Here is a 16,394-nt window from a genome sequence, read left to right as displayed (position 1 = left end):
AGCTAGAGCGCCTGGCGGTAGGCTTTGATCTCGGAGAAGGGCAGTTTGTAAGCCAGCGTCAGGGCCAGATATACCGCCCCGCCCAGCGCAATCTCAGCACCAGCATTTAGCCAGCCCTCATGCCCAACGGTCATTTTGTACAGCATAACCACGCCAATCATAAGCCCGCAGAACAGCACCGGCTTAGCTATGTTTTGCAGGAAAACGCCCAGAAAGCTACCGACCAGGTAATGCACAATGGCGAAATTGGCCAGCATATTCAGAAAGGTCGTAAGCAGAAATGCATAGGCCACGCCCGTAACCCCAAAATACCGGCCTCCCACGTAAACCAGCGGAATCTTCACGAGCAACGTAGCCAGATTCAGGTAAAACAACAGGTTAGGCTTCCCCTTGGTAAAGGCCAGCGTGAAGAGCGGGTGGCTCAGCGAAAAGAAAACACTGACAAACACGAAAATCCGGATCAGCTGAATGGTTTCTTCCCAGCCCGGTCCGTAAAACAGCGGCACCACCGTTTCGGCCGTGATAAACAGCCCCGCCAGCAGCGGCAGGTTGCAGTAGCTAATGAAATCCAGAATTTTCAGGTACGACTTCTTCAGGTCGGCCGCGCTGTCTTTCATCTTCGCCAGAATCGGGTACGCTACCTGCAAAATAATCGGGTTCAGCTTGATGACGGGAAAAATAGCCAGCTGGTAGGCCATCGTGTAGAACCCGAGTTTCTCTACCCCGAGCAGGCCCCCGATAAAAATGTTATCGGAGTTTGACTGGATGAAGCCCAGAAAGCCATCGCCCATGTTGTATATGCCAAACCGCAGGTGTTCTTTGGCATCGTGCAGCCTGAAGGCCAGCATCGGTCGAAAAAACGGCCGGCCCAGCGCAACCTGGAGAGCACTACGCACCGCCTGCCCAACCAGTGAACCAATAATGAGCGACAACTCCTGATACTGGTTGAACGCGAGCGACAGCGTTACCCCTGTCGACACAACGCTGCCTATGATATCGATGATGGCCACTGACTTGAACCGCAGCTCTTTCTCGAGCAGGAACAGGTACAGTTGCCCGAAGTAAACAATCAGGAAATAAAACGACGCCAGCCGGACCACCCGCCCGAGCCGAGGCTCTTCGTAGAACGCAACGATGGGCGGTGTGCTGATGTATATGATCGCAAAAAGCAGCACCCCAACCGCCAGGTTCAGCCAGTAGAGGGTCGATAGAACGCGCCGGTCGCTTTCCTGCTTATAAATAATCGAGTTGGAAAAACCCAGGTTGGCAAACACCCCGAAAAACGCAATGATCAGGTTACTGACGCTCACAACCCCAAAGTCGGCGGGCGCCAGCAGCCGGGCCAGAACGGCTACCTGCGCAAACTGAAACACGGTAGAAATGGCCGTGGCAATTGTGATCCACTTGCCGCCATTCATGGCCTTACGGGTGTTACTCATTACGGTGATGACGGTTAGCGCAGCAGCAAAACTCGGCCGGTCTGCACGTAAGGTTTGTCGGGGCTGTTGACCCCACTAAGTCGATAAGCAATCTGGTACGTGTAAGCACCCGCCGGACAATGCTGCCCGGCATAGGTGCCATCCCACCGGCGCGACTGGGTGTTGCTGGTGAAAACGACCGTACCCCAGCGGTCAAAAATAGACAGATCGTAGGCGATCATGGTGTCGAGATAGACGGCCAGATCGTCATTTATACCGTCGCCGTTGGGCGTAAACACATCCGGAATCTGAACCGGGTTGGTGGCGCAGACGCTGCACTGCCGGAGCTGAATATCATCCAGCGCCATATCGTTGCCGCAGCCCCGCAGGCCCTGGTTGTTGATAAACCGGATCACAACGGTAGCCGACGTTTTAGGAACGCTGAAGACAGTAGCGTACCGGCGCCAGTCGGGTCGTTCGGTCTCTATGATCTCGCCCAGATCGATCAGCTGCAGCACCTCGCCATCGGCCGATTCGACACGCATCGTCAGGTTGGGGCGGATACTGTTTTCGCAGATGCCCGCCCGCAGCAGGTTCAGCGCCCAGACCGACACTTCGTAGGTCGTATTCGGACAAAGCCCCGTTACTGACTGCTGATAAAACTCACCCGGCTCGAAGTTCCCGTTGATGATCAGCATATTACCCCCGGCCGATCCCGGCGTATGATCGCGCGGAATAACGTGCCAGGTGTTGCTGAAGCAGGCACTGTCGAGCGCCGTAGTCCGGGTGTACTCACCATCGTCGGGGCAGGTTCGGTCCACGTACCGGTACGAGGTCTGATTCTCAGGCAGCGGGCCGGCTGTACGTCCGAACGTTTCGCTGACGATCAACGGTCCTCCCGACTCCGGGCAGGTCTGCGCCATGGCTCCAGCCACACTCAGCCAGCCAACGACCAGCGCCCTTATCATTCGCCCCATCCGGCATTCTCTCCAACCACCCTGATAAGCTATTGCACTGACCATGAACGACCACCGCGACCAAACGCAGAAAGATTTTTTCTTCTTAATTATGACTAATCGCACTAAATGACGTCACTACTATAGAGATCAAAAAGACTATTGGTGACCAACAAGCGTAGTAAGCCTCGTACTGTTGTCATCTATGTCACTTTTTGAGGAGGTCTTTCTTTGTTTTTCTATGCCTGCTGCGTTCGTTTCGTGTGTGTCGTGGCTGCCCCCAGACTGGCAGCCTATCCGACCTGGCTCCCTGCCCGGGCCGCTGGCGGTGTTTCGGGTGTTCCTGCCCGATCAAACGACCTGCCTGCCCTGGCTACGCAGCTGGCTCAGCCCCGACGAACTGGATCGGGCCAGCCGCTACCGGCAGGCAGCCGACCAGCACCGCTTCAGCTGCGCGCGCGGCTGGCTTCGTTTGCTGGTCAGTGCCTATACAGGTCAGCAGCCCGATCAGGTGCGCTTCACAATAGGCCCGAACCAGAAACCCGAACTGGACCCAACAACGGGCTGGCATATCAACGTATCGCACGCAGGCAGCTGGGTTCTGATCGGCATAGCGCGTCGGCCTATCGGGGTCGATGTGGAAGAAATCAGGCCGGACTTTCCGGTTAGCGACCTGCTCCCATCGACCTTCAGCCTGTCAGAACAGCAGTACATAACCAGCGTCACCGAGCCGCAACGCCGATTCTACCAGCTCTGGACGCGCAAGGAAGCACTGATCAAGGCCACCGGCCAGGGGCTGGGCAACGACCCGGCGGCCATTCCGTGTCTCGATGGCCAGCATCGGGTATCGGCGTCGGCCATCGGACAGCCGGGCCACTGGGCAGTGCGCAGCTTCGACCTGACCGGGTCTTACAGCGCGGCCGTGGCCAGCAAAGACCTTTCTGACAGGCCGGCATTCTATACGCTTACCCCCGATGCCCTCTACCGGCTCGCGTTGGCTACTCACTATACGCTCTCATGTTAGGCTTAACAGACTCCTGCATCTTATGAAAATCGGCATCGAAGCACAGCGCCTGCTCCGCCCCCACAAGCACGGTATGGACATCGTAGCCCTGGAAACCATACAGGCGCTGGTGAATAACCCGGAGCACGAATACGTAGTCTTTGTGAAGCCCGACATCGCGCCCGATAGTCTGCCTAGTGCGCCCAACCTGACGGTTGTCGAGCTGCCGGGTGGCCCTTACCCAGCCTGGGAACAGTATACGCTCCCCAAAGCCGTCAGTCAATACGGCCTTGATATGCTGCACTGCACCGCCAATACCGCCCCCCTCCGCCGACCGGTGCCGCTGGTGGTAACACTGCACGACATCATTTTTCTGGAAAACCGATTCCTGACGGGCGGCAACTGGTACCAGCGGATCGGCAATCTGTACCGGCGCTGGAACGTTCCGCGGGTCGTAGCCAGCTGCGAACGCATCGTTACCGTCTCGGACTACGAGCGGCAGCGCATCATCGAGCACCTGCGCCTGGAGCCCGAACGGGTCGTTACGGTGCATAATGCCGTGAGTAGCCAGTTCCGGGTCATCGACAATCCTGACCTGCTGGCCCAGGTACGCACCCAGTACGGCCTGCCCGACGAGTTCATGTTTTTCCTGGGTAATGCCGACCCCAAGAAAAATGTACGAAACGTACTGAAAACCCTGCTGTTACTGCAACGGCGCAAGCAGCTCTCGCTGCCGCTGGTGATGCTGAACGTATCGCCTTCGTACGTTAACGAACTGCTGAGCGAAATGGGTGGACATACCCTGGCCGATCATATCATCCTGCCCGGCTACATCCCGAACACGACCTTACCCCTGATCTACAATGCAGCCACGATCTTTCTGTGCCCGTCCCTGCGAGAAAGTTTCGGGTTGCCCATCCTCGAAGCCATGGCCTGCGGTACCCCCGTGCTGACGGCCAGCAGTTCGGCCATGCCCGAAGTGGCCGGCGACGCAGCCCTGCTGGCCGATCCAACGTCGGTTGAAGACATGGCTACCCAGCTCTATCGGCTGCTTACCCAGCCCGCTTTGCGCGAGACATTACGACTGAAAGGGCTGGCGCGGGCCGCTCTGTTCTCCTGGCAGCATACCGCCAACCGCCTGCTGAACGTCTATCAGCAGGTCAGCGCCCAGGCGACCCAACGGTCGTTTCCCGATGTATTCATTGATCAGCCTGCATGAAACGCTTATTTCTCAAAGCACTTTACGTTGTAGCCACCCTGAACTACCCCCGGCTCCGACGCGATCTGCGGTATTTCGTACGCGACAATTACTTTGCCCGCCTGAACCAGCTTCGGTTTATCCGGCAGGATTTTGTCAGCAAAAAGCCCTACAAAGTCATTGATTACCACGGCGAATTTGACCAGGAGTTGCGCTACGTGCTACCCTTTGCGTACTGGCACTACTGCAACGGAACCCTGAAACAAACCATTGGCTGTTCCAACACAAAAGCGTTTTACTTCTTCAGCCCCGATCACGTAGAGCGGTATGAAAAGCGAGTATGGCAGGCCGGTTACGGGTATTATGATGTTCCGAACATGACCCACAGCCCCACCTTCGATTTCTCGAAATGGACGCGCGTGCCGTTTAAAACCCACTATCAGAATACCCGTTTCCGCTACAGCAAGCCAACGCTCGTCATCGCCAATAAATATAATATAGAGTGGGACCAGCCGCCCATTAACTTTCTCGACATCCCGGCGCTGGATCGGATCGTTACGGCCTGCAAAAACAAGTACCAGATTATCTACAACCGCCCGCTGGCTACTCAGATCGTGGGCGATAACAGCGAAACGCTTGATCTGCACGAACACGCCTGGCTCCGCGAACACCACCCCGAGGTGTTGCTCATGAACGATCTGTACGAGCAGAACCGCTCGTCGGTCGATAATTACAACCACTTCCAGCTGCTGGTATACGCCAACTGCGACCGCTTTATCTCGATGCACGGCGGTACGGCTGCGCTGGCCAGCTATTTCGGCGGAATCAACATTATCCTGTCGCACCCCAGTGGTGGCAAAGAGCACGATTTCAACGAATACGAAACGATTTTTCCGGCCCTGTCGGGCGCCAGCATCCAGCACGCCCGCACCGTTGAAGAGGTATTCGGGTTCGTCGACAGCCTGTTTTAGGGCCCTTAATTCTTCGACGTTTTTGTATCGTGGGGCGGGTGGGGCGTCAGGTAAGACAACGGCCGCTGCAATTCGGTAAGCACGCGTTTGCCCAGCGCCTGCCAGAAATTTCCATCGCGCAGCAGGCTCCGGGGGCCGGTCCAGACACAGGCCGCGTTATTTTTCATGGCTGCTACCCGGCCGTACTGCATCAGATCAAAACACATCCGCCCGTCTTCGCCCCGGATATTCTGCATCACAAACCCCGCTTTCAGGCCAGCTTCCCGGTTGTAGCCCATGCTCATACCGAAGGCGTTCAGGTAGGGCCTGTTAACGTGCCGTACTTCAGCAATCAGGTCGCGCAGGGTTTCGTGCAGCGCCAGTTGCCAGCGCGGCATATCATCCTGAGCAATGAACGAGTAGCGGCCATAGACACAGGATACGCCCGGCTTCCGGAGTTTTCGGGTCATCTCATCGAGCCAGACAGGGGGGTACAGACAGTCGGCATCGGCCAGCAGCACGTAATCGCCCAGCGCCAGCTCCTGCCCCATTTGCCGGGCCGGACCGCAGCCCTGTATGGGTTGCAAAGCCGACCGGACATGCAGCCGATCCAGCGTTTCTGCCGTCTGATCTGTAGAATTATTGTTGACGACAATGATCTCGAACGGAATACTGGTTTCGAGAGCAGCGAGCGAACTAACGCAGCGAATCAGGTTAACTTCTTCATTATAAGCCGCAATCACAATAGATACGTCCGGCTTTCCGGTGGGCTGTTTATCCAGCCGGGCATTGATTGCCGCAAACACTGACCCGGGAACGTCGGCCAGCCGTTCATACGGATAGGCGTGTTGGTTGATCCAGTCAGGGTTCTTAAACCAATTCATTGCGGAGACTACTTGCTGAAAAGAAAGGTTTAAGTTACGCTATTTTTACGAAGCCGTAACCCCGCAAAACAGAGATCTATTAATTGGTAGAACTAATAGGTAAATTAAAAACACGGCGCTTACCCGATCAGGCGGGCTGTAGCTGCCTGATAACGGCCTCAAATTCTTCAGAGCGGTGTGACCATGAATTGGCTCTGGCCAGTGCAATTCGCTGATCGAGCCGCTGCCGACTGGTATCGGCCAGCGCCCGCCGAAGGGCCGCCACAAAGGCGTCGGGCGTGTCGGCCAGTTCGACGATACCGGCAAAATCGTCCAGCAGAGAGAACGGGGTTGACACCACCGGTAGCCCGGCCGCCAGGTACTCGTTGATTTTCAGCGGGTAGATGGTATAGGTGTGCTCGTTACAGACAAACGGAATCATGGCGGCACTCATCCGGGCCAGAAGCGGAGGCAATTCGGCTGGCTGGTGGGGCGGAACAAACTTTACGTTGGGATACGGAGCCAGCTGAACCCGGATCGTGGGTTCGTTTACCTCGCCCACAAACATAAAATCAAGGTCGGGCATTGTCCGAACGCAGTGCTCTACCAGCGGCAGATTGATTCGGTCGTCGGCGGTACCGAGGTAACCGACAACCGGTCGGTCCGGCGCGGTCTGGTCGGTAAACGAGCGGGCTTTGTTGAAAAGCTCAAAGTTGACCCCGTTCTTGACGCAGAAGGTGCGGGGCTGCAGCATCGACTTCGACTGCCGGAGCGTTTCGGAGGTAGTCACGACGGCATCGACCCCCTGCAGGTACAAAGGTTCGTACCGCCCCCCGTGGCGGCTCATCCAGCGCGACATGGTAATCTCGTCGAAGCAGTAGTAGATGGTGGCCCATTCGTTCAGCTGCCTCAGCATGGGCAGACCAAACACCGGATTGAAGGCGTTGATAACCAGCGGACGACTGATACCCAGTTGTTTCATCACAGTCCGGAGCCCGGCCGTCAGGCGGTTCACATTCCAGCGCACCACCCGATCATGCGACCGCGCCGACAGCCAGTTGATGGGCAACATAACGGGCGGATGCCAGATATACGCTTCGGTGCCGTTGTCGAACAGTTTCCGGTTGAGCGAGGGAGCCAGCCCCAGCATAGGCCGTACGGGTATGTCGGTACGGCCGGTCAGTCCTTTGGCCAGGTCTTTAAGTGTGTATTGATAATCGACAAATACCACCCGGTGCCGGGCCGAGAGTTCGGTCATCAGCTGCACGACAGCCTTCTGAAAATTGCCCTCCCACGACGTCTGGCCTATGCAGACAATACCGTCAAAAGGAGTGTTGTCTATGAAGACGTTGGGGTTCATAGCTGTGAAGAGGAGGTTTCTTGGGGAGGATGGGAATGTCCCAGCGTTCGCCGGTAGCAAACAGGACAGAATTGATGAATAGCATGGTACTGGTAGGAAACTGCCCCAGAATCGGGTTCGAATAACTCACTAAGGCAATCCCGATGAACTCGGCCAGCAGCGCAATCATGATAATTCGTAATCGGTCGTCCCGAATCTGCCAGACCTTGTATACGCCCGTCAGGATGATACCGGCCAGTACGAACAGATACAGCGATAACCCGACCCGGCCCGTCTCGATCCAGATCTGAACATACCAGCTATCGGTCGGAATCTGCGACGCAAAATGGTTCGGCGAGAAGCGCTGCCCGGCCCCCGACGACGACCCGATACCGGCTCCGAACGGCAGGTCTTTCAGGTAGGCCCGTAGTTTGGCCTGGTTCTCGAGCCGTACGATAAACGACGCATCCTTGGTGGGGCGCAGGGCCGTTCGTATGCGGTAAATCTGGTAAACAGAATCGCCGAAGTTTGTAAATACCAGCACCAGCAGCACTGGCGTAGCTACCGCAATACCGCGCAGGATAGGCTTCAGCTGCCGCATCAGAAACAGGTAGGCCGGGTAACCAGCCAGCAATCCAAACAAGGCGCTGCGGGTACCCGACACCGCAAAGCCCCAGAACAGAATCAGCGCCAGGGTCAGGTAGCCAATTTTGTTGAGCCAGCGTTTACTCTCGAAAAAGAAGATCAGACAGATCAGCGTGACGCCAGCCATCTCGGACCCAAACTGCCCGGCATCCGAATAAAAGGAGAAACTCCGTAGCTGTCCCCAGAGGATGTGGGTGCGTTCGGCGCCTTCGGCCAGCCACCGCTGTTCGGCAGCCGCCAGCCCGATGTATTGCTGTTTGAACGCCCAGAAAGCCGCCAGCACCGACCAGCCTACCCATAACTTGATTAGCGTGTGAATATCGCTGCGGGTGATGGGAGCAACGAAAACGATGATGGCCAGAAAGAACCAATTGATCGAAAACGACCGGATGTGATAGAACCAGGCCTGCCGGGCGGGCGCATCGGGGTTATAATACTCCAGCAGCGTATACGTGAGCCAGAGAATGAGCAGGTAAAAAACCGGATTTTTGAGCCGCGACCAGGCCATGCGTTTCCCGTTCAGGAACACACTGATCAGGGTTAGCGACAGAATAGCATCCAGCGACATGCCCAGCGGAGCTTCGGTCTGCAGAAAGCGGGTGAATCCCAGAATGAAGCTCAGGTTGATGTAAATCAGCAGGCCCAGCCGGGGTTCGAGCAGTATCCCCACTAGCGTCAGCAGCCCTACCGGTACCCCAACGGCCATCAGCGCCCCCATAATCCCGTAAGCGCCCAGGAGCACGCCGGCTATCAGCGCACAGATCACCCCGATCAGACCGTACACCCAGCGGCTGTCGCGGAGCAGGTTTTCCAGAGAAAGCGATTGATTGAACATACAAAGTCAAAAAATTAGGCGGCCCGGCGGGCTTTTTCCCAAACACCCGAAATCGAGCCGTTGCCATAGCGCCAGAAACCGAGCAGCACGCACCAGTTCATAAACACGAAGTAGAACGGCACAAACGTGAGTTTCCAGCGCGTTTGCCGATTCTCCAGCACGTAGCCAAGCATGGCTGCTGCGTAAAAAACAAGCTGTAACCCAAACAGCAACCACCAGAACCGCGTCGAAGCCGAGTTGGGCCGAGTCAGCATAATGGCGTTGAGCAGCAGCAGCAACGGCAGACAAAACGGCGTAACGGCCCAGCGCAGCACCCGGTGCGATACGTACTGAAAGCTCAGCCAGCCGTAACGAAACACGTTCAGCAGATACGCCAGTCGTTTCATGGCCTGGAAGCCCCCCGTAGCAATGCGAACCTTTCGTTTCATCTCCTCCCCGACCGAAAACGAAGGCGACTCGAGCGCGTAGGCATCCGGCGCATAGGCCACCCGATAACCCCGGCCCGCAATGCGCAGAGAAATCACAAAATCGTCGAGTAGCGTATCCGTCTCAACCGGTTCGTATAGTTCCGTTCGAATGGCAAACAGTTCTCCCGCAGCGCCAACAATGGTATACAGCTCGGCGTCGAGTTTTTTGAGGAATGACTCATACCGCCAGTAAAGCCCCTCCCCACTGCCCGCTGCCGCTTCGAAGCCCGCCTGCCGAATCCGTTTTTCACCCGTGACGGCCCCTACCGTCGGCGCGTTGAACCGACGTACCAGCCGACTGACCGCTTCCAGGTTGAGGTGTGTATTGGCATCGGTGAAAATGGTGATCGGCGTCGTAATCTGCTGCATGGCGCGGTTCATGGCTGCTACCTTCCCCAACCGTTCGGACCCCGACAGTATGGTCAGATTCGGCAGATCAGCCCGGCGCTGCTCCAGGTACTCCGCTGACCCATCCGTCGAACCTTCTACCACGAAAAGCAGGTTAAGTTGGCTGGATGGATAATCCTGGGCCAGGCAGTTCTGGAGCTTTTCGGGCAGGTAAGCCCGTTCGTTATAGGCAGGTACTACCAGCGTTACCAGCGGTAACGTCCCGGCCGGACCGGGCAAGGCAGCCGATTTGCCCAGCCGCGCCTTCAGGCTCACCAGTATCCACGCCAGCACTCCGTAGCCCATGTATGTATATAGAACTACAAAAACTAGTAGAAAAAAGGCATAGGCCGTCAGGTCGTAGAGGGTACTGATCATGGGGGAGATGAAGGGGCTAAACCGGGGAGACACTGGCCGATCGGACGTTCCACAGCACGCCGTTCAGGAAAGCACGGGCATGGGTAAACTGCCCTCTTGCAAGATACGAAATCACGTGCTTCGGTAACACTAGTGCCGCAAAGAAGCTATAAAAAACCAAACGTTGAAACAACGAACAGTGACGGCGCATATACAGGATCCGGTTGCGCGTCAGGTAATAGGTACGCAGCGGACTTTCCCGACCAACCGATACCGACTCTTTATGCAAAATCGTAACCTGCGGCTGGTAATAAATCAGAAAACCGGCATTGCGTATGCGCTGCGACCAGTCCAGTTCTTCATAATACAGAAAGAACCGATCGGCAAACCGGCCTACCCGCTCAACCACCTTCCGGCTCACGAGCATGGCACAGCCGTGGGCAAAGTTGGTTGGGCCGGGCCGGTCGTAGCGTCCGTCGTCGGTTTGATTGTAACCAATTATAGTCGCCGTGCCCGTGTACATGTTCATCGGATTATAGCCGGCATACTGCACCAGCCGGGGCGAATCATAGAAGCGAATTTTGGGGCATGTAACGCCAACCTGACTATTCAGGTCGAAAGGCGCCAGCAAGGCTTCCAGGACAGACGGCTCCAGCTCGGTATCGTTATTGACGATAAAGAAATAGTCGCCCCGCGCGTGGTCCATGCCCAGGTTATTGCCCCCCGTAAAGCCCAGGTTCGTGTCGCTCCGCACGACCTTCAGATTCGGGTACCGGGCGGGGTCGATCTGGGTAAGTAAAGCGGTTTCAGACGCGTTATCCACCACCACGATTTCAACGTTCGGGTAGGTTAGCATACGGGCTGACTCCAGAAACTCGCGGGTCGTTTCGGCCTGGTTATAATTGATGGTAACAATAGAAACGCAGGCAGGCGCGGGGGTTAGACGTTCTCCTTCTGCCATAAGCTGAAAAAGGTTCGCCATATGATATACGCGTCCGTTCGGAACGAGAAACTGCTGGCATAATCAATATCAAGCAGGGTCCGCTCCCGATCCGACATGGGCCCCTGCCCCCTGGCCCGTTTTTTTATCTGCCATAAACCCGTCAGGCCCGCCGGGCCGGCAAACCGTTGCGCAAACTCGTCGGAGGTTAGCTTTTCGGCTTCGTACAGCGGCAACGGCCGGTTCCCTACTAGTGACATATCGCCCAGCAGCACATTTACCAACTGCGGCAACTCGTCAATACTGCTGTTCCGCAGAAACGTACCCAGCCGGGTAATGCGCGGGTCGTTGCGGAATTTCATGAACTTAGCGGATTCATTACTTTGCCGCAGGTACTGCTTCTCACAGATGGTCTGGTTATGATCGATCAGCAGTCGTTGGCAGCTGGTTCCCTGCTGCTGGCAATCGGTGCACAGCCGTTCTCCTGCCGCCGACAAATCATTAATGCCTGGCGATTCTGCCGAAATACTGGCATAGATATTGCTAGCGGCCATGCTACTCAATTGTTGGTCGGCCTGGACCTTCATGGTCCTGAATTTATACATATTGAACACCCGGAAATTTGTTCCCGCGCGTTTTGACATATAAAAAGCGGGGCCTTTACTGTCGATAACAATAGCGATTGCTACCAGCAATAGCAAAGGCGATAGAATCAATAAGGCAATTGACGAAACGGCGATATCAATCAGCCGTTTCCACCAGGGTAACCGAAAATGTTGAAATGGCGTTGTGCGTTCGGCCCGTTGGCTTGTCTGTATCCGTTTTTTCAGGTCGATGTAATACTGAATCTTGGTATTAATCCGGCCATCGCCTTCGCCAAGTAGCAGAATATCAGTCACTCCACTCGAAAAAAGGGCCGATGAGAGCCGGGGTTCGGCGGAGTCCGACATCACCAGAACCGGCACCAGTCGATGTCGGACGTGGGTACGGATCAGGTTGGCCACGTCTTTTTCGTAGCTCACATCAACAATAATAAGGCTAAGGGCTACCGCTTCTGATAGCCCTTTTTCGAACTCACTTACGCTCTCATAACGCTCAACCGGGCCGTACTTTCCAACGATTGAGGTTATCCTATGCGTTGCAGCGGTGCCATTCTCCGACAGTATCAGACACAAATCGGACGATTTACTCCCGGAATTGACCTGAGTCACTACATTTTTCAATTCCGATTTCAACACTTTGGCACACATTTTGCAAGTTATTAGGTGAGTTTATCAGGTAATAGTGCTGCAAAACCGTTTAATTAATAATCAGGAAAAATGGCATTGAGCAACCGCGCTTTCTTTCAGAGTATGAGAGACATCACGCGTGATCTCAGCTGCCGGAGCAAATTAGTTCGTGGCTGCGTCCGGGCCAGAACGGGTCGCTTAAGCCCTTCTTCGACCGGGAATACGGTTCGCCGTAGCAGGGCATGAAGTTTTGCTTTTACTTCCAGTGGATTGAATGGTTTCAGAACGACATTGTCAACTCCTTCCTCAAGACTGCGAATACGTGTGTCGCTGTCGTGAGCGTCGGAAAGGGCAACAACCGGAATGTGACTCATTAGCCGATTGGTACGAATGAGCCGAGTTAGTTCAAGCCCACCCAGCGAGGGCAGGTTCAGTTCAGTGAGTACGCAATCAAAGCGGCAACCCTGCACAATTAGCTGGGCGGCCTCCTGACCAGATTTTGCTACGGTAATAGCAAAATCCTGGCGAAGCGTCTGTACAAGAATATCGGCTACGTACGGATTTTGGTCCACAATGAGTAGTCGGTGTTTACGGTCCATATATTGAGCGTTTTGAAAGTTTAGACTGTATCTATTTCTATCGGTTACTGGATTAATAAAAAAACCACAACTTTTAATCCGGCTAACCGAACGTACTTATGGCTTGAATCCCAGCTTAATTTGGTGGGTTGAGGGGACTATCGTGCCCTAAATTTATTAGACGGTCCGTAAAGCCAGCAAAGTCATCCGACGAGCTCTTCCCTACTTTACAAATTGTTAGTTTCTACGAAAACCAGGAGGCTTATAATCAACCGATAAGCAATTCTGTATATACAAATACAATCTCTTTATTTACTTAAACCATTTAACTAATTATCTATTCACTAGCAAGAGTTAGTATACTTATATATTTTAATCAATTTTTAATCTACATCCATTCCGTCTGCTGCTGCCAGAACCGAAATACGCCTTGCCATTTCGCAGCAATTCTGTGTGCTTTCCTTTTTTAATAACCCGCCCTTGCTTCAATATAATGATGGTATCGGCCTTGCTAACGGTAGTCAGTAGGTAGACAACAATAATGATGGTTTTGCCGGCTCTTCAGAGCAGCTGTACCGTCTGCTGCCCGTAGTTCTCAGAGGCTGGATCAAGCGCCGACCTGACTTTGTTCAGAACAGGGTAGACTCGTTTTCTCCCAGATAAATTTAACATTCGCTCAACAAAATCGGTATTGCCGAGCTGGCCATATATGGTCAGGATGCGCTGCATGTCCGGTTCTTCGTCGCCGACGGCCCTATTTCAATTACGTTGCCGGCAAACAGCTCGATCTTCTACGACACTACACTCACCACCCGGCGGAGGCTATCGGCATGCAGGTGCCAGATGTCGTACTCGCCAATGAACATGTTGCCAGTCCGCAGCGGCTAAACTGCAGGATATGGCCAACCTGTATCAACTGATTATTAGCGATCTGCTGAACAACGATGACGTAGACATAGTCAGGAAGCTGCTGGCCTACGAGCACTTTGCCGAGAAGCTCCTGGTCCGACCCAGCTAACGCGTTAGTTTCGCTTCAGCACGATTTCGGCAAACTGATCGAGCGAGGCCGGGTTCCGTAGCGTGTCTTTGCTGGTAGCCAGAGTAGCGTCCATCCCCGACAGCATCTTTTTGACGGGGGTTTCAAGCTTTTTACCGCTGATGGTATACGGTACATCGCCGATCTGGTAGATAGCGTCGGGCACATGCCGGGGGCTGAACTGGCTGCGCAGCGTTTGTTTAATACGTTTGGTTAGCTCATCGGTCAGTTCGACGCCGTCGTGCAGCACGACGAAGAGCGGCATAAAATACTGCCCGCCCGGCTGCTCGACTCCTACGACCAGGCTATCGGCTATTTCGGGCAGGCTCTCTACGGCACTGTAAATTTCGGCGGTTCCGATCCGGACGCCGTCGCGGTTAAGGGTGGCGTCGGAGCGGCCGTAGATGATAACCCCGCTCCGCTCGGTGATCCGGATGTAGTCGCCATGTCGCCAGATACCCGGGTAGTCGGCAAAATAGCTTTTGCGGTATCGATCGTTGCCGGGATCGTTCCAGAAATAGATCGGCATCGACGGCATCGGCTCCAGAATCACCATTTCGCCCAGTTCGCCCCGTACCGGCCTGGCCTGCTCGTCGAACGCTTCTACCTTGCAGCCCAGCAACCGGCACTGAATTTCGCCTTCGTAGACCGGCAGCATGGGGTTCCCCCCCACAAACCCGCTACAGACGTCGGTTCCTCCGCTGAACGAGATCAGCCAGACATCTTTCTTTATCGATTCATAGATCCACCGAAACCCTTCTGCTGGCAGGGGTGAGCCCGTTGAGCCGATGGTCCGCAGATAGGGGAAGCGGTGCGTAGCAGCCGGATTCAGGCCAGCGCGCAGGCAGGCCAGATAGAAAGCCGCCCCGCCCCCGAAGTGTGTAATACGGGCCTGCTCGGCCAGACTCCACAGAATATCCATATCCGGATACCCTGGCGCCCCGTCGTACAGAACCAGCGTAGCCCCCACCAGCATGGCCCCAACGGCGAAGTTCCACATCATCCAGCCCGTTGTCGAATACCAGAAATAACGTTCGCCAACGCGTACGTCCTGATGCAGCCCCAGCGCTTTGAGGTGTTCGAGCAGGCAGCCGCCCACGCTATGGGTGATGGCCTTTGGTTTGCCCGTCGTCCCTGACGAATAGAGCACCCAGATCGGGTGGTTGAACGGTACCGGCTCGAAGGTCAGTCCGTCGGGTGCGGGCGTTTGCAGTACGTCTTCCCAGAGGTCGGCCCGTTCGAGCTGGCTGGTTTCGTCCAGATAAGGCATCCAGACCACCTGCCGGAGCGATGGCAGACTCCGGCGCAGCTCACGCATGGCCTCGGTTTTATCGATGGCTTTGCCCCCATACAGGTACCCATCAACGGCGATCAGCACCTTAGGCGCAATCTGGCGAAACCGATCAACGATGCTGGCTGTCCCGAAATCGGGCGAGCAGCTCGACCAGACGGCTCCGATGGCGTTGGTAGCCAGAAAAGCAACCACCGCTTCGGGACAGTTGGGCAACACTGCCACCACCCGATCGCCCACCCCAACGCCCTGCTGCCGCAGATACGCAGCCACAGCCGCCACCTGATACTCCAGATCGGCCCACGACAGGGCCAGCAACCGCTGCCGGCGCGATTCGGGACCTTCGGCTGCGTAGAGGATAGCGGGCTGGTTGCTCTTATGTCGGAAGATATGTTCGGCATAGTTGAGGGTAGCGCCGGTAAACCAGTCGGTACCGATCATGTCGGCATCGGTAGGGCGATACACTACCTGGGTGTAAGGCGTTCGGGCCTGCACATCGAAAAACTGCCAGATGCTTTCCCAGAAATCTTCGAGATCCGTGACAGACCAGTCCCACAAATCATCGTAGTCGCGGAAGTAAAGGCCTTTTTTGACGAATAGCCAGTCGATGTATTTCTTCATCAGTGACTGACTGGCCGTACGCGAGTCGGGTATGTAGAGCGGGGTGAGTGTCGGGCGGGACATAAAAGCGTGCTAAGGAATACGTTGTTGACAGAAGTTTTCGGGTGTAGCGACTAATCGACTAACGACTAACGGCTCTTCTGGATTGTTTTTGTCATAAAATGCGTTTCTCTTCAGACGGCTTCGCAGGGGTTGTGGCGAAAAGCCGTAACTTTGCACTCCTTTTTTCTCCGTACAAACAACACAGCCTGATTATCAGCGCTTTTTACTTAGCAAAACAG

General features: G+C 55.2%; 13 protein-coding genes. 3 read left to right on the top strand and 10 right to left on the bottom strand.

What is annotated here, in order from left to right; all coding sequences use genetic code 11:
- Positions 1–2: 2 nt before the first annotated feature.
- On the bottom strand, positions 3–1,439 hold the full coding sequence (locus tag FBR45_RS01360) for an MOP flippase family protein (RefSeq protein WP_138498634.1): 1,437 nt from the start codon (positions 1,437–1,439) through the stop codon (positions 3–5).
- Positions 1,440–1,453: 14 nt separating this feature from the next.
- Positions 1,454–2,386, bottom strand: a complete 933-nt coding sequence (locus FBR45_RS01355; protein WP_171044808.1) for a T9SS type B sorting domain-containing protein — start codon at positions 2,384–2,386, stop codon at positions 1,454–1,456.
- Between the two features lie 229 nt (positions 2,387–2,615).
- Between FBR45_RS01355 and FBR45_RS01350 the strand changes: the two genes are divergently transcribed.
- The 3 genes from FBR45_RS01350 to FBR45_RS01340 are packed head-to-tail and all read left to right on the top strand — an operon-like array spanning position 2,616 to position 5,546.
- On the top strand, positions 2,616–3,398 hold the full coding sequence (locus tag FBR45_RS01350) for a 4'-phosphopantetheinyl transferase family protein (protein ID WP_171044807.1): 783 nt from the start codon (positions 2,616–2,618) through the stop codon (positions 3,396–3,398).
- 22 nt (positions 3,399–3,420) lie between these two features.
- The gene (locus tag FBR45_RS01345; RefSeq protein ID WP_138498628.1) at positions 3,421–4,596 is read left to right on the top strand and encodes a glycosyltransferase family 4 protein; all 1,176 of its coding nucleotides are present in this window, start codon (positions 3,421–3,423) and stop codon (positions 4,594–4,596) included.
- Positions 4,593–5,546, top strand: coding sequence for a hypothetical protein (locus FBR45_RS01340; RefSeq protein ID WP_138498626.1), 954 nt, complete (start codon positions 4,593–4,595; stop codon positions 5,544–5,546). Before FBR45_RS01345 ends, FBR45_RS01340 begins: the two co-directional genes overlap by 4 nt.
- 5 nt (positions 5,547–5,551) lie before the next feature.
- Here the strand turns inward: FBR45_RS01340 and FBR45_RS01335 are convergent, their stop codons facing one another.
- The 8 genes from FBR45_RS01335 to FBR45_RS01300 form a co-directional block, all read right to left on the bottom strand.
- Positions 5,552–6,409: a glycosyltransferase family 2 protein gene (locus FBR45_RS01335; RefSeq protein WP_138498624.1), complete on the bottom strand. Its 858-nt coding sequence runs from the start codon at positions 6,407–6,409 to the stop codon at positions 5,552–5,554.
- A 127-nt stretch (positions 6,410–6,536) separates the two neighbouring features.
- Entirely contained in the window at positions 6,537–7,748 is a 1,212-nt protein-coding gene (locus FBR45_RS01330) for a glycosyltransferase (RefSeq protein ID WP_138498622.1), read from the bottom strand.
- Positions 7,711–9,207 (bottom strand): O-antigen ligase family protein, encoded by a 1,497-nt coding sequence (locus tag FBR45_RS01325; RefSeq protein ID WP_138498620.1) that lies wholly within the window; start codon positions 9,205–9,207, stop codon positions 7,711–7,713. Before FBR45_RS01325 ends, FBR45_RS01330 begins: the two co-directional genes overlap by 38 nt.
- 14 nt (positions 9,208–9,221) lie before the next feature.
- On the bottom strand, positions 9,222–10,439 hold the full coding sequence (locus FBR45_RS01320; protein ID WP_138498618.1) for a glycosyltransferase family 2 protein: 1,218 nt from the start codon (positions 10,437–10,439) through the stop codon (positions 9,222–9,224).
- Positions 10,440–10,455: 16 nt separating this feature from the next.
- Positions 10,456–11,379, bottom strand: coding sequence for a glycosyltransferase family 2 protein (locus tag FBR45_RS01315; RefSeq protein WP_138498616.1), 924 nt, complete (start codon positions 11,377–11,379; stop codon positions 10,456–10,458).
- Complete coding sequence (locus tag FBR45_RS01310) at positions 11,358–12,380, bottom strand: sugar transferase (protein ID WP_317128588.1); 1,023 nt, start codon at positions 12,378–12,380, stop codon at positions 11,358–11,360. The genes FBR45_RS01315 and FBR45_RS01310 overlap by 22 nt, the downstream gene beginning before the upstream one ends.
- 323 nt (positions 12,381–12,703) lie before the next feature.
- Positions 12,704–13,186 carry a response regulator gene (locus FBR45_RS01305; RefSeq protein WP_138498614.1) on the bottom strand — a complete coding sequence of 161 codons (483 nt, stop codon included), beginning with the start codon at positions 13,184–13,186 and terminating at the stop codon, positions 12,704–12,706.
- A gap of 1,001 nt (positions 13,187–14,187) precedes the next feature.
- Complete coding sequence (locus FBR45_RS01300; RefSeq protein ID WP_138498612.1) at positions 14,188–16,176, bottom strand: acetoacetate--CoA ligase; 1,989 nt, start codon at positions 16,174–16,176, stop codon at positions 14,188–14,190.
- Positions 16,177–16,394: the final 218 nt, after the last annotated feature.

It is taken from the genome of Spirosoma lacussanchae (genome assembly GCF_005870035.1).
Classification (GTDB): domain Bacteria; phylum Bacteroidota; class Bacteroidia; order Cytophagales; family Spirosomataceae; genus Spirosoma; species Spirosoma lacussanchae.
This window is presented reverse-complemented; position numbering and strand designations above follow the sequence as displayed.